The sequence below is a fragment of the Propionibacterium sp. oral taxon 192 str. F0372 genome, from assembly GCF_000413315.1.
Lineage (GTDB): Bacteria > Actinomycetota > Actinomycetes > Propionibacteriales > Propionibacteriaceae > Brooklawnia.
This window is the reverse complement of sequence record NZ_KE340297.1, coordinates 1509596-1528857: the sequence shown is the minus strand read 5'-3', so window position 1 is coordinate 1528857 and position 19262 is coordinate 1509596. Positions and strand designations below refer to the sequence as shown.

General features: G+C 62.9%; 21 protein-coding genes and 2 tRNA genes. 11 read left to right on the top strand and 12 right to left on the bottom strand.

All coding sequences use genetic code 11. The features are described 5' to 3' along the window. Position 1 precedes the first annotated feature (1 nt). Together HMPREF1531_RS07150 and HMPREF1531_RS12905 are read left to right on the top strand one after the other, a co-directional pair. The gene (locus tag HMPREF1531_RS07150) at positions 2-1429 is read left to right on the top strand and encodes a cryptochrome/photolyase family protein (RefSeq protein ID WP_016669263.1); all 1428 of its coding nucleotides are present in this window, start codon (positions 2-4) and stop codon (positions 1427-1429) included. A 16-nt stretch (positions 1430-1445) separates the two neighbouring features. After that, positions 1446-1862 (top strand): hypothetical protein, encoded by a 417-nt coding sequence (locus tag HMPREF1531_RS12905; protein ID WP_051123341.1) that lies wholly within the window; start codon positions 1446-1448, stop codon positions 1860-1862. 41 nt (positions 1863-1903) lie between these two features. Here the strand turns inward: HMPREF1531_RS12905 and HMPREF1531_RS07140 are convergent. Continuing rightward, positions 1904-1976 (bottom strand) — tRNA-Ala (locus HMPREF1531_RS07140). 137 nt (positions 1977-2113) lie between these two features. Here HMPREF1531_RS07140 and HMPREF1531_RS07135 point away from each other — a divergent pair. Next, entirely contained in the window at positions 2114-3352 is a 1239-nt protein-coding gene (locus HMPREF1531_RS07135; protein WP_016669261.1) for an alpha/beta hydrolase, read from the top strand. Between the two features lie 27 nt (positions 3353-3379). Here HMPREF1531_RS07135 and HMPREF1531_RS07130 read toward each other — a convergent pair whose 3' ends face one another. From HMPREF1531_RS07130 to HMPREF1531_RS07120, 3 genes are all read right to left on the bottom strand, one after another. After that, on the bottom strand, positions 3380-4174 hold the full coding sequence (locus HMPREF1531_RS07130) for a hypothetical protein (RefSeq protein WP_016669260.1): 795 nt from the start codon (positions 4172-4174) through the stop codon (positions 3380-3382). An 80-nt stretch (positions 4175-4254) separates the two neighbouring features. Then, complete coding sequence (locus HMPREF1531_RS07125; protein WP_442852403.1) at positions 4255-4947, bottom strand: GNAT family N-acetyltransferase; 693 nt, start codon at positions 4945-4947, stop codon at positions 4255-4257. After that, positions 4940-6205, bottom strand: a complete 1266-nt coding sequence (locus HMPREF1531_RS07120) for a molybdopterin molybdotransferase MoeA (RefSeq protein WP_016669258.1) — start codon at positions 6203-6205, stop codon at positions 4940-4942. Before HMPREF1531_RS07120 ends, HMPREF1531_RS07125 begins: the two co-directional genes overlap by 8 nt. 17 nt (positions 6206-6222) lie before the next feature. Between HMPREF1531_RS07120 and HMPREF1531_RS12900 the strand changes: the two genes are divergently transcribed. From HMPREF1531_RS12900 to HMPREF1531_RS07100, 4 genes are all read left to right on the top strand, one after another. Continuing rightward, the gene (locus HMPREF1531_RS12900) at positions 6223-6837 is read left to right on the top strand and encodes a 5-formyltetrahydrofolate cyclo-ligase (protein ID WP_016669257.1); all 615 of its coding nucleotides are present in this window, start codon (positions 6223-6225) and stop codon (positions 6835-6837) included. A 114-nt stretch (positions 6838-6951) separates the two neighbouring features. Beyond that, positions 6952-7239, top strand: coding sequence for an FmdB family zinc ribbon protein (locus tag HMPREF1531_RS13265; RefSeq protein ID WP_016669256.1), 288 nt, complete (start codon positions 6952-6954; stop codon positions 7237-7239). Between the two features lie 61 nt (positions 7240-7300). Continuing rightward, the gene (locus tag HMPREF1531_RS07105; protein WP_016669255.1) at positions 7301-7906 is read left to right on the top strand and encodes an SAF domain-containing protein; all 606 of its coding nucleotides are present in this window, start codon (positions 7301-7303) and stop codon (positions 7904-7906) included. 153 nt (positions 7907-8059) lie between these two features. After that, a complete protein-coding gene (locus HMPREF1531_RS07100) occupies positions 8060-8425 on the top strand; it encodes a large conductance mechanosensitive channel protein MscL (protein WP_016669254.1) in 366 nt (121 codons plus the stop codon). A gap of 60 nt (positions 8426-8485) precedes the next feature. Here the strand turns inward: HMPREF1531_RS07100 and HMPREF1531_RS07095 are convergent, their stop codons facing one another. From HMPREF1531_RS07095 to HMPREF1531_RS07085, 3 genes are all read right to left on the bottom strand, one after another. Further along, the gene (locus HMPREF1531_RS07095; RefSeq protein WP_016669253.1) at positions 8486-9394 is read right to left on the bottom strand and encodes a hypothetical protein; all 909 of its coding nucleotides are present in this window, start codon (positions 9392-9394) and stop codon (positions 8486-8488) included. A 3-nt stretch (positions 9395-9397) separates the two neighbouring features. After that, positions 9398-9748 carry a hypothetical protein gene (locus tag HMPREF1531_RS07090; protein ID WP_016669252.1) on the bottom strand — a complete coding sequence of 117 codons (351 nt, stop codon included), beginning with the start codon at positions 9746-9748 and terminating at the stop codon, positions 9398-9400. A 144-nt stretch (positions 9749-9892) separates the two neighbouring features. After that, a tRNA-Arg gene (locus HMPREF1531_RS07085) sits at positions 9893-9965 on the bottom strand. A 160-nt stretch (positions 9966-10125) separates the two neighbouring features. Here HMPREF1531_RS07085 and HMPREF1531_RS07080 point away from each other — a divergent pair. After that, positions 10126-11835 (top strand): cation:proton antiporter, encoded by a 1710-nt coding sequence (locus HMPREF1531_RS07080; RefSeq protein WP_016669251.1) that lies wholly within the window; start codon positions 10126-10128, stop codon positions 11833-11835. Between the two features lie 511 nt (positions 11836-12346). Here HMPREF1531_RS07080 and HMPREF1531_RS07075 read toward each other — a convergent pair. The 3 genes from HMPREF1531_RS07075 to HMPREF1531_RS07065 all read right to left on the bottom strand — a co-directional run bounded on the left by HMPREF1531_RS07075 (position 12347) and on the right by HMPREF1531_RS07065 (position 15781). Further along, positions 12347-13021: a metal-dependent transcriptional regulator gene (locus tag HMPREF1531_RS07075; protein WP_016669249.1), complete on the bottom strand. Its 675-nt coding sequence runs from the start codon at positions 13019-13021 to the stop codon at positions 12347-12349. A gap of 106 nt (positions 13022-13127) precedes the next feature. Further along, complete coding sequence (locus HMPREF1531_RS07070) at positions 13128-14132, bottom strand: hypothetical protein (RefSeq protein WP_016669248.1); 1005 nt, start codon at positions 14130-14132, stop codon at positions 13128-13130. A gap of 107 nt (positions 14133-14239) precedes the next feature. Beyond that, complete coding sequence (locus HMPREF1531_RS07065) at positions 14240-15781, bottom strand: NCS2 family permease (RefSeq protein ID WP_016669247.1); 1542 nt, start codon at positions 15779-15781, stop codon at positions 14240-14242. Positions 15782-15825: 44 nt separating this feature from the next. Here HMPREF1531_RS07065 and HMPREF1531_RS07060 point away from each other — a divergent pair, with 44 nt between their 5' ends. Then, positions 15826-16116: a hypothetical protein gene (locus HMPREF1531_RS07060; RefSeq protein ID WP_036897454.1), complete on the top strand. Its 291-nt coding sequence runs from the start codon at positions 15826-15828 to the stop codon at positions 16114-16116. A gap of 72 nt (positions 16117-16188) precedes the next feature. On the opposite strand, the gene HMPREF1531_RS07055 is transcribed toward HMPREF1531_RS07060, so the two are convergent. After that, positions 16189-16959 carry a DUF3027 domain-containing protein gene (locus tag HMPREF1531_RS07055; protein WP_016669245.1) on the bottom strand — a complete coding sequence of 257 codons (771 nt, stop codon included), beginning with the start codon at positions 16957-16959 and terminating at the stop codon, positions 16189-16191. Next, positions 16956-17339, bottom strand: coding sequence for a cold-shock protein (locus tag HMPREF1531_RS07050; protein ID WP_016669244.1), 384 nt, complete (start codon positions 17337-17339; stop codon positions 16956-16958). The genes HMPREF1531_RS07055 and HMPREF1531_RS07050 overlap by 4 nt, the downstream gene beginning before the upstream one ends. A 151-nt stretch (positions 17340-17490) precedes the next feature. Between HMPREF1531_RS07050 and HMPREF1531_RS12895 the strand changes: the two genes are divergently transcribed. After that, positions 17491-18315 carry a hypothetical protein gene (locus HMPREF1531_RS12895; RefSeq protein ID WP_016669243.1) on the top strand — a complete coding sequence of 275 codons (825 nt, stop codon included), beginning with the start codon at positions 17491-17493 and terminating at the stop codon, positions 18313-18315. Then, positions 18312-19259 carry a hypothetical protein gene (locus HMPREF1531_RS07030; RefSeq protein WP_016669242.1) on the top strand — a complete coding sequence of 316 codons (948 nt, stop codon included), beginning with the start codon at positions 18312-18314 and terminating at the stop codon, positions 19257-19259. The genes HMPREF1531_RS12895 and HMPREF1531_RS07030 overlap by 4 nt, the downstream gene beginning before the upstream one ends. Positions 19260-19262: the final 3 nt, after the last annotated feature.

The window sequence follows — 19262 nt, the reverse complement described above, 5'->3', positions numbered from 1 at the left end:
CATGACCACACTGATCTGGCTTCGCGACGACCTCCGTCTGGCTGACCACCCGGCCCTGACGGCCGCCTGCGCGGCAGCACACGGACCCGTGGTGGCACTGTGGATCCACGAAACCCGCAGGACCGATGAAGAAAACAATCGGCACGGCCCGCGCCCGCTCGGTGCGGCCGCCCGGTGGTGGTACCACCGCAGCCTGCAACAGCTGGCGCCACGGCTTGCCAACCTGGGCATTCCACTCGTTCTCGCCCGGGGTGATGCCGCGAACGTCATGCGCCGAGTCGTGGACACCGTACAACCCACGTGCGTGCACTGGACACGACGCTACGCCCCGGCAGCCTGCCGATTGGACGCCGCCATCAAGCAAGAGTTGAATTCCTGCACCGAAGTGCACAGCCACCCCGGCAGTCTGCTCGTCGAACCCTGGCTGATGCAGACGGCCAACGGCTCCCACTACCAAGTTTTCACACCTTTCAGCCGGGCCGTAGCCGACCTGCCCCTCGGTGCCCTCCTGCCCGAGCCCTCACCGGTCGACGCACCGGACGGTGCGGCCACAGCCCTCTCCACGTTGCGGGAGGACGGTGTCCTGCAGAACTTGGAGGACCTTGGCTTGCTCGACGACGGCCCCGCCTGGTGGGACGACACCCTCGAACAGCACTGGGAGCCCGGTGAGTTGGCAGCCCGGCAGCAACTGGACGCCATCGACGGCTGGTTGCCCGGCTATGCCAAACGCCGTGACCTGCCCGGGGAGGAAAGATCCACCAGCAGAATCTCGCCGAGGCTGCGGTGCGGGGAATTATCGCCGCGCCAAGCCTTGACCGCAGCCCGTAGCAGCACGGCCGCGGGCGAGGACATCGCCGCTTGGACCAGGCAACTCTACTGGCGCGAGTTCTGCTGGCACCTGCTCCACTACCGCGGAGATCTGGAGGACACCCCCATGCGTTCAGCTTTCGCGGAATTCCCCTATCGTCCCGACGACCACCTGGCGCGGGCCTGGCGACAGGGCCGCACCGGCATCGACCTCGTCGACGGCGGAATGTGGCAACTATGGCAGGCTGGCTGGATGCACAACCGGGTGCGCATGGTCGCTGCATCGCTGTTCACCAAGAACATGCTCCAGCCATGGCAAGACGGCGAGCAGTGGTTCTGGGACACTCTCGTGGACGCAGACGAGGCCATCAATCCTGTCTCTTGGCAGTGGGTGGCCGGCAGCGGCGCGGACGCTGCGCCCTACTTCCGCGTCTTCAACCCTGAACTCCAGCGCTCCCGGTTCGACCCGCGCAGCTGCTATGTCGAGCGCTGGATCCCGGCGGGACTCGATCGGCCTATCGTGCCTGTCGTCAACCTGGCCGAGTCGCGACGCGAGGCGCTGGCCGCTTACCAGCAAGTAAGTGCGGCATCCGCAGCCGATGCCAGGCCTGAACGTGGTTGAGGTGGGTGTCCACGGAATGACACGGTTCGTGGTGGAGTTTGAATCGGCCCTGCCACCCGAAGAGCTATGGAGAAAACTGTGGGAACTGTCGCGGCACAGCACGGCAGTGCCTTTCACCAAGGTGAGCAGCGACGATGGCTCCGCCTTGCGTGCAGGAAGCCATTTCGTGGCGCGTACCGCTCTGGGCCCGCTGCGGTTCGACGATCACATGCTCGTGAACAGGTGGCAGCCACCGAACTACGTGGTCATCATCAAGACCGGACCGGTACTCACCGGCACCATCCACGCGAGCATCGAGGCAGTGGGCACCGGAAGCCGTCTTCACTGGGAACAAGACTTCAGCGTCCGCGGTGTGCCGGACGTCCTGGCAACGCTCGTGAGAATGCCGGTGGCAGTAGGCTACTCCCGGGTGCTGCGTCGTATCACGGGCTGAGTTCTGACGGCACTAAGGCCACTGGGAGCCTTGTGTGTGGGTGGAGCATAGGGGATTCGAACCCCTGACCTTCTCATTGCGAACGAGACGCGCTACCAACTGCGCCAATGCCCCAAGTGCAGGAGTCATCGTACACCACCTGTCCTTCGGCCACCAAGGCGCGAGTGGACCCGGCCCACAGCTGAGACACAGCCACCCCACATACACTGGGGCTCACACCGCAGATCCGCTGCGCGCAGCCAGGAGACGTCATGGGCCTTGACACGATCCGTCACATCGCCGGTTCCACCGCCCGCAGCCTCGTCGGCACCGCATCCCGGTGGCTTGTCGATGTCAGCTCGATCCGTCGACCTGCCACCAACGATTCCCCCGCATTCGATCTCTCTTACATCCGCACCGGCCCCCGCGGGCGCATCCCGGTGCTGGTTGTTCCCGGCGGCCCTGGCCTGGGATCAATCCTCCCCTATTTTTCCTTCCGTCACCGTGCAGCAGCCCGCGGCCTAGACGTCATCATGGTCGAGCACCGCGGTGTCGGCTCGTCCCGGACCGATCTCAACGGAGCCGATCTGCCTTTTTCGGCGATGCGCATCATTCCCACCGTCGATGACCTGGCTGCCGTCTTGGAAGCCGAGCAGATAGACCGCGCCGTCATTCTCGGCTCCTCCTACGGCAGCTACCTGGCCGCTGGGCTCGGCGTGCGCCACCCACACCTTGTCACATCCATGCTCCTCGATTCCCCGCTGCTATCCAGCAAAGATGACCTCATCTTGCGTCAGCTGATCCGTGACACCCTGTGGCACGGAAAAGTCCCCGGTATGACCCAGATCGCCACCGAGATCAGGCACCTGCACACCGAAGGCATGCCCGAGACAGCCCTGCTCATCATTGCTCGAACCGTCTACGAACTCGGCGGACCGGGCTTGCTCCGGCGACTCATTGATGCACGTCACACGCTGAGAGGCAGCGCCGTGTGGAAGGCCGCCACCGCGATCGCCGGGAGCATCACACAGTTGCCCTCGGTCCACGGTTTCCACGAATTCGATCTGGCAGGGGTTATCGCCATCCGGGAGCTCGGCTTCGCACCGCCCCCCGATGACGAGCCTTTCGACGTCGCACTGCTCCTCGCAGAGACAGCTAGACAATTCCCACCCTTCGAAGCCGAGCCCTTCAACCTCGTCGAGGAATTCCCTCTGTTCACCTGGCCCACCGTGGTACTCACCGGAACCCGGGACCTGAGCACCCCACCATCGGTGGCCCACAAGATCGCAGGGCTCATCCCTGGAGCCACCCTGGTCGAGCTCGACAACGGGCACGGTGCCCTCGATTCACATGAACTCGCGACCCTGGAGGTCATTGAGCAACTGGCCGACGCCAAAGCCTTGGATGCCGCCACAACAGCCCGGCTGAGTACTATGCGGCCCCGAGGCGCATCGGTGTCGCTGACCGGGATTCTGGAGCATCTTCTGCCCGCGCAACCGACCGGGCAGTGAACCCGTCTGGTGAGGGGAAACGATGGGTCACTGCCCGGCAGCAGGCGGAAGTTCCTGGGTATCGTCATCGGCAATTGACAAAGGAGATTGCCCGTCGAAATTGGCCGATGGCTGCTGCGCACCCACCGGAAACTGCAACTCATCAGATGCCACTGGCGCGGCCAAATCGATGGTGCGTACCGACCGTGGCAGCAGCGGCTTCGACACATAAGTCGTCGGTGCTACCGGTATCGGCTCCCACAGCGACCCGAGAGTCTCCTGCACCGGTCCGGTGATCTCGACGGACCGCTCACCGATCTCCTCGGCGATTTCCGCCGGAGTCTCACAAGTCAGCATCTCGGAGATGTTGACCGTGCTCTCCTCGGCGCCGAAACGCGCCTCGGCGCGCAGCGGTTCCAAAGCACGGTCCAAGGTGACGACTGACCACCGGGACAGCCCGACCCAGCCCACCAGCCCAAGCACCGGTACCAGCGACCACAGATGCGAGACCGGCACCAGGAAGGGCACGATGATGCCGGCTACGAGACCCAGTAGCGCAAGATTCAATCCCAGGCGGCGACGCCTGACGGCCAACCTCTGGGCCACTGCTATCCGATACCTGGCTGCGCGACGGGTCGCGGGAGTCGACACGCTGGCGCCAGAATCCTGCAAAAACTCACTTTCCCGGCTTCCACTACGGCGAACAACCTGCATATTGTCAGCGAAGGAATCAGCCACGGTCTCCTCGAAACCATGGTGGGTGTCGCGCTTGGACAGGTAGCCCGGCATGAGGTACGCGATCCATCCAATCGCGATCACACCGAAGATCAGTCCCGTCAGCACGTGCCCAAAAATACGGAATCGATCAAGTAGCCCGCTACAGGCGCGCCGAAGCAGGTCACAACTGAATCACACCGCTGTAATTAGTGAACAAGATCCACTAGTGTATTGCGTTCTAAGAAGCGGGTGAGCAGCCCTCGTGGGAACTCCTCGCAACACACCGCAAAGCACTCATGATCACGCCATTCGCCGTTGATGTGCAGGTAACGCTCCCGCAACCCCTCGGCCCTAATCCCCAGCTTGTCCACCACCCGCAAGCTTGGAGCATTCTCCGGACGGATGCAGATTTCGACCCGGTGCAACCCGACAACTTGGAACAAATAATCGATCGTCAGGGCGACGGCCGCCGGTGCGATGCCACGCCCAGCCCAGCGCTGCCCCACCCAATACCCGATTGAGGCCGACCTCGCCGAACCCATCATGATCGACGACACTGACAGCTGTCCGATGATCTGGCAGCGGGCCATCTCATGGTCATCGACACCCGGATCGTCGACCCAGCCGATCGCGAAAGACAATGCCTCCAAGTCCTTAGCCTGCCGACGGACCTGCTTAATCCACTGTGTGTAGCTGAAATGTTCCCTGGCTCCCGCGCCCGGGGGCAAGGTCGCATCCCACTGGCAGGTCCACGGCAGGTTTATCGCGCGCACCTGCTCGTAGCTGCGGGCGTCGCGTTTGTCCATGGAACGCAACACCATGTGGCCGTGGCTCATCACCATCGGCCACCGATGTTCCGCGGGCATCCTGGTTCCCGCAGGTAACGAGAACTCAGTCATTCAACCGCAGGCACCTCACCCGCTCACCGAGAGACACCGGAGCCGAACCCGGGGCACGCACGATGACGGCATCGGCGCCCACCATATCCAGCAGCCGCAAGTGACGGCCCTGGCCAAGCGGCACGACCACCTGCTCACCTTCTTGGGCACGCATCGTCGCGAAGGATACCGTGGTGACTTCGCCAGTAGCTGGCATGTCCGAACCGATCAGCGCCTTGATCTCCTCGGTGGTCACCACAGGGGCACCCATCAGCTTGCGCACCAAGGGCCGCACGAAGAACTGGTGGTCAACGTAGGATGCGACCGGATCGTCGGGGAGCATGACGAGCGGAATTTCGTCCTCACCAATCAGCCCGAAACCGATCTGCTCTCCCGGTTCGATGGCGACCAGCGCGGTGTCGGTGAGTCCCATCCCGGCAACCACCCGTGGCAGCAGAGCATCGGCGTCCAGTGAACCGGTGGCCACCACCAGGTCAGCGCGGATCAGTTGGTCGGCGATTGCGTCGCGCAGTTCCCGCTCCGATTCGACAGTGAGCGCGACCCGCCACACTTGGGCCCCGTCGGCCTTCAATGCCGCCGCAAGCAGGTGAGATTCGGCATCGGCATCGTCGGAATGAGCCAACAGCGACAATACAACGACACGCGGGCGCGGCCGAGCCATCACCCGGTCGACCCCGGCGAGAGCCAACAGCGCCGAACGACGTGCGTCGAGAGTCTGCCCAGATTGCATGATCGGCACCCCAGGGCGCACCTCGGTACCCGCCCGACGCACGTTGTCACCGGCCAGCACCACATGGTCGACGAGCAACGAATCGCCGTCGGCCAAGCCTTGGGATGCAGGAAGCACTGCGTCGGCGCCCTCGGGCATCTCTGCACCAGCACTCACCCGGGCAGCCGCACCCATCTTGGTGACCTGGCCGTCGCCGCGCAGCTTCAGGGTGGTGGTCATGCCCTCCTGCAGACCGGCAAGATCTACTGCGCGCACCGCATAGCCGGAAACCGCAGCCAGATCACTCGCGGGCACCAGCACATCGGAGACGATGTCCTCACATACCGCAGTGCCCCAAGCATCAAGCAGGTACATTCCGAATGCGGGCAGCGGTTCGACCAGCGACAGCAGGTAGTCACGCTGATCCTCCACCGAGCGGCGCCCCCGCGCATCGACGGGTGGGGGAGCCGGAAGCGTGCGCGGAACCTCCGGCGTCTCCTGGGCGGTCTCGTCTTCCGTACGAGCCGCACGCCGCTTGAACAAAGCCATGGACCTACCATAGGTGCATGGCGCAGGACTCCCACGCCCACGACACCCGAAGGGCCGAACTGCGTTCCCGGGTCAATCGACGCCGCGCCGAACGCTGCACCGCACAGCGCACCGACGACGACCGCACCCGCACCACATTGGCGCTCGATCTCATCGCATCCTTGTGCGAGCCCGGGGGCACCATCGCCTGCTATCTGTCGACGGGATGCGAGCCGAGCACCATGGGACTGATCGTGAGTCTGCTCGGTACCCATGAGCTACTCGTCCCCTACCTGCGCCGCCCACCAGGGGTTCAAGGTGTTCCCTTCCCCGACTGGGCGCGTCTTCACGATCTCGCCGAACTCACCGAGGGTCCCTTCGCCATCCCCGCACCCCCACCGCCGGGTCTGGGTGCCTCGTCGCTGAGCCGTGCCTCGGTGGTGATCGCAGCTGCACTGATGGCCGGGGCCGACGGCTCCCGGCTGGGTACCGGAGGCGGGTGGTATGACCGCGCATTAAGATTCGCCACCCCGGGAACCCCAGTGGTCGTGCTTCTCAATGACGACGAGGTGGCCTGCTGCCCGATGGCCGACCACGACATTCCCATCGAATGGATTGTTACCCCGACCAGCGTGATTCGCACCACTTCGTGAGGTTGCCATCGCCAGTTGGTGCAGGGAATGCACAACGGGCCGCCGAGGTTTACCATTGTCGACCGGGGTGCATGAGCACCCCTGCGGACAAGCACCACGTGTGGAAGAGAAACGATGCCCACCTATCAGTACCGTTGCCAGGACTGTTCGCGCGACCTGGAGGCGTTCCAGAAGTTCTCCGACGACCCGCTGACCACCTGCCCATCCTGTGGCGGTGCGCTGCGCAAAGTGTTCAACTCGGTCGGTATTGTGTTCAAAGGCTCGGGCTTCTACGCCACCGATTCCCGGTCGGTCTCTTCCACCGCATCGCAGTCGTCGCACACCAGCAGTTCCGATTCCTCGGCGTCGGGTTCATCGTCGACGACCTCGGACTCCTCCCCAGCCTCCAGTTCGGCAGCCTGAACTTTTCCACAGCCCCGCACCGATCTGAACAATTGGGGCAGCGCTCGGCCATCATCCGTGCATGAGCGATCTTCTTGCGAGACTGGCCCGGTTCGCACGCTGGCATCGCCGTACCATCGGTGCCTGCGCCGCGGTCATATGTTTCCTGGCCACCGTGTGGGTATTGTCCCCCACCTCCGAAGGCATCGGGGTAATCATAACCACCCGCGATCTTCCCCTCGGGGCTACCTTGTCCGCCGACGATTTGGCAGTCGTTAAGGTTCCCACGACGGTGGTGCCGCAAGGCGCACTCAGCGATGCCCAGTCCATCATCGGGCGCACACTCACCGGCCCGGTCACCCGAGGAACTATGCTCACCGAGGTCTCCACCACATCCCTGCGGGAGATTTCGGATAACGGGCGTGCCCTCGTCCCGTTCCGGGTGAAAGATGTCTCCTTGGTCGCATTGCTCGAAGTCGGCAGACACATCAAGGTGGTTGGCTCGGCCACCGACGGATCAGTCATCAACGTGGCCGATGATGTGGAGATAGTGAACCTTCCCCCTCAACAAGATACTGGAATTGGCTCGTCAAATGGAGCACTGATCGTAGTCGCAGCCGACAATGAGACCGCAGCACGACTTGCTGCAGCCGCGGGACAGATGGACCTCGGCGTCATCATGTCGTAACGTGGCAACTGGTAATCTGCACATTTTGTGCAAAGTTGCCAATTTGCCAGTACAGGATTCAAGAGTTACACCCTCTGTACTAATAACTTGAATCCTGTTCCAAACGTCCTGACCGGCTGGCCAGGGCAACTCACACAAGGAGACACAACACATATGCAGGGGTTCAAAGACTTCATCATGCGCGGCAACCTCATCGAGCTCGCCGTTGCCTTCATTATGGGCGCTGCATTCAAAGACGTCGTCGACGCTTTCACCAACATCGTGCTCTCGCTGCTCTCCGCCATCCTTGGCGGCACCCCGAACTTCAATTACTTCGCGCCCGGCGGCATCCCGGTAGGTGCCTTCCTCACCCAGGTGGTGTCCTTCCTGCTGATCGCCTCTGTCGTGTACTTCGGCATGGTGCTGCCTTACAACAAGCTGCGTGCTCGTTTCGACCCCCCAAAGGAAGAAGAGACTGGTCCTTCCGAGGCCGAGCTACTCACCCAGATCCGCGACGCCTTGGTCAACAAGCAGAACTGATCCCACGCGTAAAGAACGGGGTCGGTGCATTATGTGCGCCGACCCCGTTTGCATGCCCGCTCAGAGGATCAGGAACGAATCTCGGAACCGTTCTTCTCTGTCGGAGAACACGATCACCTCGATCTCCTGGCTTCCTGGTTCCTCGCAGTACAAGCCGACATATGCCACCCGCTCCCGGGGAAAACCGCTGGAATCAAGGATTCTAGACAGCTCGGAATGGAGTTTTTCTGCATCGATACCGGTGAGCGTGAACTCTCGGGCCTTGCCCACCACAGGGTCCTTATCTAGGCAGGTCACCACACGCGGATTGTGCGGCGAAGTCGCCCCGTTGAGGCCAAGACCCACATGACAATCCGTTCCGTCGGGCTGTGTCCAGGTCTTGCCGTGCATGACGACAGAAGCACCTCTAGCCGAGGCCGGCCCAGGAAGCGACACCATGAACGCCTCGGTCCCCGGGGCCAAGGCACGCAGTTCTCGCAGGAACAGGTCGAGGCCCCCGGCCGACAGGAAGTCGATCTGATCGGAGGAATTAATTCCTGGTTCTCCATCGAGGGTTGATTCCAGAACCACCGATTCATCCCCACTGCCGCACCAGGAACTCACGACGACCGTCCCCGTCATCGCCACATAGCCTCGAAGCACTGGCGAATCCTGGCAGCTGGCCATCAGTCTGTCGTATTGGGCATCAATCGCCTCAGTGTCCAGTACACCCAATGTGGTGGCCCCCGAAGGGAGAGCCTCGCTGTTCAAGAGATCACTACCACGCACCGATAATTGTCCGCGATCGCGCACCACGACGGAAACATCCCCGGGGCTCACCGCAAACCTAGTGATCATGTCCTTGCCAGAGACCACGTCATCAAGTCGCGAGGCAACAGTACCTGCATCGTTGATAGAAGAGGGAACGCAGCCCGTTAGGAGCAGCACGCCGCAGCCCAGGACAATCGCCGTGGTTAATCCGGGTCTCATGATTCATCCCACCGTTCCGTGATGTGGCGGTCGATCTGCCATCAACGCACGGTCACGCGCATCCGGTTTACCGGATCTGCGCACCCGTGCGTGGGGGCCCACACCAAGATTCTGCAACACCGCCCGGGTGGCCGCATCCAACTGAGCCGCACCGATGCCCGGACGATCGTTCGCAGGCACGAACCGAGGCCATACCTGCCCCCGGGCTAAGGCCTGATCCCGGGCATCTTGGAGCCGTTGAGTATCCCAGCCGAGATCAAGAATCCGCTGGGCGACGCCAACCGGATCGAAGCCACCGCTGACGGCAATCCGCTCACCGGTCAGCGACCACACGACGAGTTCTGCGAGAGTCATCCCACCTCCCTGTACAGGTCCGATCACCAGTGCACCGATGACACCCACAGGCCTTCTCGCGACGTACGGAAGATGCCTCGTATGTCGATCCGGTTGTCGCCATGGACACCTCCCAGCGACGCAGAAGACGCTTTTGACAAGCGGCGACCCCGGCAGGAATCGAACCTGCGACACGAGGTTTAGGAAACCTCTGCTCTATCCCCTGAGCTACGGGGCCATGACACCGATCAACCGGCGACCGCCCCAGCCTACCCTTCCCCGGACCACCCAGCCACTTGGCAATGGTCTATGGCGCTCGTGAACCCACAGTGATCGTGTATCAGTCACAATGGATGTACCCCACTGCACCGGCCCGTTGGCAACGAGGAAAGGCGACAATGCACGAAACCGAAATGTTGATCATCGCAGGCGTGCTCGTCATCGTCGCCATCTCGTGGTTCGCATCCCGGCTGGGAGTCGCCGCCCCCATCCTGCTCACCGTGGTGGGCGCAGGCATCTCTTTCGTCCCCGGCACTCCTTCGGTTGTCCTGGACCCAGACCTCATCCTCACCGTGGTGTTGCCCCCACTGCTGTTCGCGGCGGCGATCAACATGCCGGTCCGTGATTTCCGGCGCGACTTGAGTTCCATCACAATCCTGTCGGTTGTCCTGGTCATCATCTCGGCCTTCGCCGTCGGCACATTCATCTACTGGTTATTCCCCGCACTCAACTTCGCAGCCTCGGTGGCAATCGGCGCCGTCGTCGCACCGCCCGATGCCGTAGCAGCCACTGCCATCGGCAAGAGACTCGGCCTGCCCCGTCGCCTGGTCACCATCCTGGAAGGCGAGGGACTGGTCAACGACGCGACGGCCCTGGTACTGCTGCGCACCGCGGTCGCGGCCATTGCCGGGGCATTCTCCTTCACCGAGGCGGTCGGCGAGTTCGTCTTCGCGGTCATCATCGCTCTGGTCATCGGCCTGGGCGTGGGGCTGCTCGCCGTTGCGGTCCGCTCCCATCTCGATCAACCGGTGCTCAACACTTTGATCAGCTTCGTCGTACCCTTCATTGCCTTCATCCCCGCCGAGCACGTCCATGCCTCGGGCGTGCTGTCGGTGGTGATCGCTGGGCTGGTCACCGGGGCCATGGCACCAAGACGGTTCACCGCCTCCGCCCGGGTCACCGAACGCACCAACTGGCGCACCATCCAACTGCTGCTGGAAAATGGCGTTTTCCTCGTCATGGGCTACCAGGTTGAAGACCTGCTGGAGGACGTCCATTTCTCCCAAGATTCGGTGGCCACCACCATCTGGCTGGGCCTAGGAACCGTCGCGGTACTCCTCGTCGTACGCGTCCTAGTGATGATCCCCCTGATACACCACCTGTTCATTTTGCAGAAACACTCGGCGCAGAAGGCCGAGATACTCTCCGATGTGCTCGATGGTTTCCAGCTTGATGATGGCCCACTCACCGAGAATACCGCCCGGGTCACCCGGCGTCTGCAACGCAGACACGCCGACGCCACCTTCCACGCCACCCAAGGTCTGGGATGGCGCGGCGGCGCGGTGCTCGCTTGGTCGGGCATGCGCGGAGTGGTCACCCTGGCCGCAGCCCAGTCCCTGCCATGGACGATGCCACACCGCTCCCAGCTGATGCTCATCGCTCTCATCGTCGCCATCGTCACCCTCGTCATCCAAGGCGGAACCCTGCCTTTCCTCATCTCCGCGCTGGGCATCCGCGGAACCGATGAAGAGAAGGACCGACGAGAGATGCAACTGCTACGTCTCGACCTGGCCGAGGCCGCAGGGGCTCTGTTGGATTCCCCTGAGCTCAGACAGTCGAACGGACATCCCTTTGACCCGGAAGTTCTACGCCGGGCCCGTGCCGCCCGGTTAGTGCTGGCAAACAAGGTGGATCGCGAAGACCTGGAGGCACTGGCGACCCCACTCATGCAGTACCGGGAGTTGGAGCGCCGGATGCTCGAAGCCGAGCAGGCCGCACTGCTCGATATCCGCGCCTCCCGTACCTACTCCTCACGTGCCTTGGAGGCGGCCCAGCATCAGATCGACAATGCGGGAGTCCGCCTGGAAGCAGGACGCCCGGTGCATTGATCATTTGTTGCCCGTTGTTGCAGTCGATACATTCCCAAATCTTGCATTCAACAGCGGCCTGAGTAGTATCTACATCAAGAAAACGGCTGCCGCGATCGTATGTCTCCTGGGGGTGGGTAGACGGCCTTTGGCCCGATCAGCTGGCAGCCGTTTTCCCTGTCAGGACACTGAACGTGAGCCTCGCGAGGATTTGGCGATGCTCGTGTCCGCGATGGTGCTCGCCGGGTCGGCGGCCCTGACCACAGGCCAGCATCTGTCATCTTGTGTGCGACTGTGCGGCTCCACACTCACGAGCTTCATACTCCGGCTTCCTGCAGTGAGATGAATCGCATCCCTGAACCCGGCCCGGCATGCGTCTCACGCGTCATGCTCCTGGCAGCCTGGTGGATATCCCGCAGCATGATAGGCATCTGTATCCCCACTGCCTGAATGCATCCGGGGATGACAAAGGAGGGCCCCAGCGAAGCCCTCCTCCTTGTTGCCGATGTCCGCTTGGACTTTCAGATATGGCCTACTTGGCCACCCAGATACCGGTGGCCACCTGCGGATCGATCGTCACCCTGCCCTCGGGACCACGTAGCTCTGCGCCACCGCCACTGACCAAGGCCTCGATCTCGACGCCGGGACGCAGACCGATCTCCACTAGTGCAGCCAAGGTTTCGGCGTCGGCCTGAACGAACTCGGAGAGCCGTTTGATGGTGAACTTCCGGGGAGCGTCGCCCAGCCGGGAGTCCAGTGAGACAACGTCGACACGGAAATCCTCGGGTCGCAGCTCCCCATCCAAGGATGGAATCGGGCAGCCATAAGGCGACCACTCGGTCTCATTGAGAAGTACAGTGAGCCGCTTCTCCAAGGCATCACCCATCACGTGTTCCAGTTTGCAAGCCTCCTCGTGGAGGATCACGTAATCCATGCCGATAATGTCGGCCAACATCCGCTCGGCCAGCCGGTGCTTGCGCATCACCGCGCGGGCCCGGGCCCACCCCGTCTCGCTGAGCTCAATCTGGCGGTCGTTTCGTACCTTCAACAAACCATCGCGTTCGAGACGTGCGACCGTCTGGGAAACCGTCGGGCCGGACTGGTGCAGCCGCTCGACGATACGGGCCCGCAGGGGCTCGATCCCCTCCTCCTTGAGCTCAAGAATGGTGCGCAGGTACATCTCAGTCGTATCGATCAGTTCACTCATGTGATGATGTCCTTCCGCATCCCATGGTAACGCTCACCTTACCTGAACCAGATATTAGCGGTCCACGGGCCCGAAAATCCTGGGAACGCCATTTCACGGCCCACGATCACTGCCTGCGATAGGCGACCCACCCCGACACCCCAGCGACAGCAACAGCAAGCACCACTGCGACGATCGTCTTGCGCATTCCCAGCCCGGAGCCGGAATCCGTGTCCTCTCCGGGCTGCGAGGTCTGCTGCGACGCCTGCTCCTCCGGAGCGGGCTCGGATGCACCCGGCTCGGTGCTGGGCGTCGCTGATGCGCCGCCTCCCGGAGGAGCTGACGGCGCCGGAGGCAGAGCCTCCACAACAGTGGGGAGTTCGGCCTCCACCAGCTTCGTATCGCCGACCGAGCCGAGCAGTACGCCATCGCCTGCCAAAGTCATCGTCGCACTCTCGCCACGATCCTGCTGCGGTGCAGCCTGGGAGCCATTGGTGGCATAACTCAGCATGTCGAAGGACAACACCGAGTTGTAGGTGCGCAGCACTGCGGAGTTCGCGTTGACGAAGTTGCCATCAGTCACCCAGGCAGGGGCATCGGCCTCCCGCGCCAAAGGTTGGGGGCCCGGTGCAGTGGGTGCGGCTGCGTAGTAAAGCCCGCCGGGATCCCCGTTGGTGATGATCCAGATGTTGCCCTTCGAGGAAACCATCATTGCCTGGGCCCGATGGGGACCGTCGGGATAGGTAAAGGTCCATTTGCTGGTCGGCAGTGCCGACCCGTAACTGGAAGATTCGACGCGATACACCGTGACAGACGGGGATGGGGACCCGGAATCCAGGTCACCGGCATACAGTTGCCCGTTGTACACCGCAAGTGCCTCGATATCTGTGACCTCGGCATCCCAGCCCACCTGACCGACGACCTTTCCGGTCTGATCGATGGCGACGGCCTTGGGACCTCCGGGAGCCAACCAGTAGACGCCGCGTGTTTGGTCGGCAGCCAGCGCGGAGGAAGTTGCGAGGTCGGTGGGAATGGTGATGGTGTCACCGGGCGCGGCCAAGGCAGGCAGACCAGCGAGCGTGCTGCCGACCACCACCGCGGTGACCGCTGTTGCAATCACGCATCGACGCATCGTGACCTCCTGGTTGGACTTCCTGAAGTCTAGCGATCCACTCCCAGTCATCCGGACACGACAGCGCCGGGCAGCTCCGTCGAACCACCCGGCACCATACGGTTCCCTCAGCCGAGTAGAAGCTCCGCCAGCAACCCCTGGACGAAGTACAAAATGAACAGCACCGCGACCACCCACATGATCGGATGAACCTGTTTCAACTTGCCAGCGAACAATTTCATCACGACGAAGGTGATGAAACCAGCACCGATACCGACGGTAATCGAGTAGGCAAAAGGCTGGAAGATCATCGTCATGAACACCGGGAAGGCGATCTCCAGATCCCGCCAGTCGATGTCGGCGATCTGCTGCAGCATCATGAAACCGACCAGCACGAGCACCGGGGAGACGGCCTCCGAGGGGATCACGTTGATGATCGGGGTGATGAATATGGAGAGCAAGAACAACCCACCGGTCACCACCGATGCCAAACCGGTGCGGGCCCCCGAAGCGACACCCGCGGTCGATTCGATGAAGGAGGTGTTCGAGGAACTGGAACCCAGACCACCGAACATCGCGCCCAGGGAGTCGACGAGCAGAATTTCACGTAGATGTTCCGGCTCGCCGGTGTCATCAAGCAGGTGTCCCTCGCTACCGACGGCGACCATAGTACCGATGGTGTCGAAGAAGTCGGCCAGCAGCAGCGAAAAGACCAGCATGACTCCGGTCAGCACCGAGCCCACGGTGGCGTGCCCGTCGGGGGCGAAGCCACCCAGGATGTCCACCCGGCCCAGCAGTGAGAAGTCGGGCAGCGAGAAGGCATCGCTTCCCGGCAGCACCGGGATATTGAGCGCCCACCCGGTCGGGTTCTCCTTGCCAACCCCACCCAAAACGACGAAGTGCTCCAGTACGACGGCCAGCAGCGTGCCGAACAGAATCGACCACAGCATGGCCCCACGCACTTTGCGGGCGTGCAGGAAAGCGAGCAGGGCGAAGGTGGCGACGAAGACAAAAATCGGCCAGCCCATGAGGGAACCGTTGACACCCAGCTGAGTCAGCGGGGAGCCCGAGCGAATCACTCCGGCGTTGGCCAGCCCGACCAGGGCGATGAACAGGCCCAATCCCACCGAGATGGCGGTGCGCAGGGATGCGGGCACTGCGCGGAACACAGCTTCACGGAAACCGGTGAGCACCAGCAAAGTGACGACGATGCCCTCGACGACGATCAAACCCATCGCATCCGCCCAGGTCATCATCGGGGCAATGACATAGGCAAGCTGAGCATTGAGCCCCAGACCTGCGGCGATACCGATCGGGAAACGCCCGACGATACCCATCAGCAATGTCATCACGCCGGCGGCCAGGGCGGTGACCGCCGCGACCATGCCGATTGATGCACTCACTGCCGCGCCATCCACGACGGTCATGGCGGCATCAGTGAATTTCGATGCGCCCGAGATCAGATTACCGTCCCGGTCGGCGGCGGTACCAATAATGATCGGGTTGAGAGCGATGATGTAGGCCATCGCAAAGAAAGTGACCAAGCCGCCACGGACCTCGCGGGAGATGGAGGAACGGCGTTGGGAAATCTTGAACCAGCGTTCGATGAAAGAGTTCTGGGAACTCAATGCACCGGCAGCATCCGTCCCAGTAACAGAGGAGTTGGGCATGGAATCATGCTAGGCGAATTGACCATGCCCGGTAGAATTCGTCCATGACCGCTGGCCAACCACAGCATTCACCCTCGAAGACCGAGCAACGGATTGAGCGGATGAAGCTTGCCGCACCTATCGACCCGGTCGATGACGATGGGGTGCGTGTATTCGGTCTGGGCACCCTGGTCTTCGCTACCGCCACCTTGATCGTCGCGATCTTCGGCCAGGAATGGCTGCCGGGATCGCCCCTGTTCGAGATCTGCGCGGCGGGAACCCTCATCGGGCTCGCCGGGTTCTGGTGGTGCCGTCACCGCCGACAACGCGCCACCCCCAGGAGCCCACAGAACTGAACAAACGGAAGCCAAGCCTCCACAACCGGTCTGATCTTGCCGGGCTCGGGCCGAAGATTACGTCCGAATGAATCAGTCGAACAGGGATGCGTCCACCCAAGTGGTGTCAAAGACCGGATCAGGCAACCTGATACCACGTTCCTCGGCCACCACGTCGGAATGCCCGCCGCATCCGTGGTTCACCGATACAACGCGCGCATCGTAGGGCGAATATTCGTTGGTGCAGGCACCGAAAATCCTGCCCAGTCCCCCGCCGAGACGAACGAAATAGCCACAGGTCACGCAATTTGCCGGTGCCTGCTTGGCCGCCGGGGAATCCGGACCGGCATCGGATGCCAGCCAGCGTTCCGCGGCCAGTTCACGCCCGGTCACCGACAGCACTCGCTCACGGCCCAAGCCGAGTTCCGATACCACCGAGCGGGTCTGCGCCCATTCAGCTGGATCCTCCTCGGCGGCTAATTCCCCACCGGTGTAGCCAGGCTCCAACCGGGGATCGTTGTCCGGGGTGGGCAGCAGCGAGCCGGGAGTCACATCACCGGGCTGAAGCCGGTCTGCCCACGGCACCCAGCCGGGGGCCAGCAGCGCCTGGTCGCCCGGCAGCAGCACCACCTCGGAGATGGTCGGGTTCTTGGCCCGCGATGCGCGGACCATGGTCACCGCCCACTGCCACCCGAGATAACCGGGATGGGGGCAGACAAAATAGTGGGTGGCCTGGCGCACACCCTCGGCGATGACCCCCAGATAGTCACCGACGCCGAAATCCTCAGCTGCTTCCTCGGCCGCTGCCCGTGCCATGCCGACCGCGTCAACGACCGCCTTGTCCAGTTTGTCCAGTGCGTTCATAGCTCCAGCTCATCTGCCACCGCGCGGAGCATGGCCGCGACCTTCGCGGCCTGCTGGGAGTTGGGGTGACGCCCATGGCGGTAGCCGTTGCCGATTCCATCGAGGATCTTGATGAGGTCCTCGAACATGACCGCGAGTTGCTCGGGGCGCTTGCGCGAGGCCTTGGACAACGACGGGGGCGGTTCGACGAGTTGCACCGACAGAGCCTGCTCACCCCGCCTGCCCTCGACGACCCCGAACTCGACCCGCTGCCCATTCTTCAACAACGCTACTCCTGCGGGCAGAGCATCGGAGCGCACGTAGACGTCCCCGCCTCCATCCTTGCTGATGAAGCCGAATCCCTTCTCCGCGTCGTAGAAACGCACCTTCCCGCTGGGCACTGCCACCTCACTGAGTCCGGTACCGACAATGTCCACTCATGGTAGTCGACCCAGTGGATTCCGGGCCAGCGCGCGGAATCTGGCAGTACCGATGAGCTTCCCACGCAACGCACCGCCGAGTGCTGCACGATGAACCACATAGAATCGAGGCATGAGTGAGCAGGCCAAGGACGTGTTGATCGGATTCGCATCCCCCGCCACTGCACCGCTGTCCACCCTTCCCCCGCCCAGTAGCGACACCCCCGGGGCCGTGCCGATGCCCATGTTCACCGCACCGGAGCAGGCCATCCCCTTGGAACTACTGGCTCCCCAGCCCCCGCCCGCCCATGATCCGAATCAGCCCTTGGTCACTGTTGATCCGCAGATGTCCACGACCACAACCTGGACCCCGGACCAGCCCCTCGGCGACTGGATCGACCCCATCGTCGATCCTGGTCAATTGCCTCCCCCGACCGGTGCCCCGATCACCGCTCCGATGCCCGCTCTCCCGCAGGCACCCGCCGCCCATCAACAGACACGTCTTCCCCAACAGATGCCCGCCCAGCAGTGGGCTCCCCCGGGATTCCCGCCTCGCACCCAGCCGCCCCCTGCTGCGATGACCGATCCCCGGCAGGGCTGGGCACCGAATGCTCCCGGCGGCTGGGTTCCCCCGCAGCAGACACCGCGTCAGCCGAGTTCCCCACTGGGTCTGGTCATCACCGCCGGAGTGACGCTGGGAATCGGATTGGTCCTGCCCTGGATCGGAGTGATCGCCTTGGCAGGAATCGCCGTAGGAGCATTGGCGATCAAGGCCTCCGGTCGTTATGTCGCCTTGTTCTGTGCCTTCATCGCCTGTTACCTGTCCTGGCGTTTCTCTCTCGGCTACGTTGCCCCGAGCGTGTGGGAGAACTCCGTCAGGTGGTTATGCATCGTGGTGATCATTTTCATGACGCTGCTGCACCTGCAGGTGCGTCTTCAAACGAGACGCAGCCCGTGAGCGAACCGATCGCGGTGCTGCATGACCAACTCCGGGCCTCAGAGCAATCCGTGGTCCATCTACTGGCCGCGCGTCCCGATCTGACCCAGCCATTGCCCGCAGATCTGCTGGATCTGGCAGCCCGTTCGCTCTCCCCGGCCTCTACCCTGGTCGCCATCGCCACGCTGGACGACGAGTTGCTCCTGGTTGCGTCGGCCATGGCCGCCGACGCGTGTGACCTGCTCCCGCAACACCTGAGCGGACCAGAACCGGTCGACGAACTCCGTTCGCTGGGTCTGATCATCGGTGAGAAGTTGTCGCCACAGGTGCTCCGGGCCTTGGGATCTCATCCTCTAGGGCTCGCACCGCGCCGTCCCGGTGATCTGGACGAGGAAACCACCCGAGCACGGCTGGAACACCTGGATGACGATTCCCGTGAGCTGTTGGAACGCTTATCAGCCGGTAATCCAATGGGCAGCTTCCGGCACGGTATCCCAGCTTCAGGTTTTCTGCGTGACCTGGTACGCACCGGTTTGTTGGTGGTCATCGACGACAACCATCTGTTGGCTCCCCGGCCAACGGTGCTCATGGTGCGCGGCGGGTTGCTGGGGCCGCTACTACCCACTCCACCCCGCCCCGCCGTCACTACCCCACCCCAGGCGCTCGACAAACATGCCTTGGCTTCGCTTGCCGCCTGGTTGGTGGATGGCGGGGTCCATGCGAAGTACCCACCCAGGATCTCGGCACTGCTCGCGGATGCAGTCAACGCCGACCGATGGGTGCGGATGGTGCACGCCCGCGAGGATGGCAGCGTGCAGATCGACGTAGTGCGGGTGTTGCTCGTTGCCCAAGGTTCGGCACATACTGTGCGACGCGCGGGACGACGGCTCACCGTCCCGCTACCCAGGATCGTGTCACTCGAACTGCTGGAACCAGTGCTGATCAATGGTCTGGCCGTGGACTGAGCC

Coding starts and splice junctions, on each gene's coding strand:
- HMPREF1531_RS07150 (WP_016669263.1), top strand. CDS start 2: ATGACCACACTGATCTGGCTTCGCGACGACCTCCGTCTGGCTGACCAC.
- HMPREF1531_RS12905 (WP_051123341.1), top strand. CDS start 1,446: ATGACACGGTTCGTGGTGGAGTTTGAATCGGCCCTGCCACCCGAAGAG.
- HMPREF1531_RS07135 (WP_016669261.1), top strand. CDS start 2,114: ATGGGCCTTGACACGATCCGTCACATCGCCGGTTCCACCGCCCGCAGC.
- HMPREF1531_RS07125 (WP_442852403.1), bottom strand. CDS start 4,947: ATGACTGAGTTCTCGTTACCTGCGGGAACCAGGATGCCCGCGGAACAT.
- HMPREF1531_RS07120 (WP_016669258.1), bottom strand. CDS start 6,205: ATGGCTTTGTTCAAGCGGCGTGCGGCTCGTACGGAAGACGAGACCGCC.
- HMPREF1531_RS12900 (WP_016669257.1), top strand. CDS start 6,223: ATGGCGCAGGACTCCCACGCCCACGACACCCGAAGGGCCGAACTGCGT.
- HMPREF1531_RS13265 (WP_016669256.1), top strand. CDS start 6,952: ATGCCCACCTATCAGTACCGTTGCCAGGACTGTTCGCGCGACCTGGAG.
- HMPREF1531_RS07105 (WP_016669255.1), top strand. CDS start 7,301: ATGAGCGATCTTCTTGCGAGACTGGCCCGGTTCGCACGCTGGCATCGC.
- HMPREF1531_RS07100 (WP_016669254.1), top strand. CDS start 8,060: ATGCAGGGGTTCAAAGACTTCATCATGCGCGGCAACCTCATCGAGCTC.
- HMPREF1531_RS07095 (WP_016669253.1), bottom strand. CDS start 9,394: ATGAGACCCGGATTAACCACGGCGATTGTCCTGGGCTGCGGCGTGCTG.
- HMPREF1531_RS07090 (WP_016669252.1), bottom strand. CDS start 9,748: ATGACTCTCGCAGAACTCGTCGTGTGGTCGCTGACCGGTGAGCGGATT.
- HMPREF1531_RS07080 (WP_016669251.1), top strand. CDS start 10,126: ATGCACGAAACCGAAATGTTGATCATCGCAGGCGTGCTCGTCATCGTC.
- HMPREF1531_RS07075 (WP_016669249.1), bottom strand. CDS start 13,021: ATGAGTGAACTGATCGATACGACTGAGATGTACCTGCGCACCATTCTT.
- HMPREF1531_RS07070 (WP_016669248.1), bottom strand. CDS start 14,132: ATGCGTCGATGCGTGATTGCAACAGCGGTCACCGCGGTGGTGGTCGGC.
- HMPREF1531_RS07065 (WP_016669247.1), bottom strand. CDS start 15,781: ATGCCCAACTCCTCTGTTACTGGGACGGATGCTGCCGGTGCATTGAGT.
- HMPREF1531_RS07060 (WP_036897454.1), top strand. CDS start 15,826: ATGACCGCTGGCCAACCACAGCATTCACCCTCGAAGACCGAGCAACGG.
- HMPREF1531_RS07055 (WP_016669245.1), bottom strand. CDS start 16,959: ATGAACGCACTGGACAAACTGGACAAGGCGGTCGTTGACGCGGTCGGC.
- HMPREF1531_RS12895 (WP_016669243.1), top strand. CDS start 17,491: ATGAGTGAGCAGGCCAAGGACGTGTTGATCGGATTCGCATCCCCCGCC.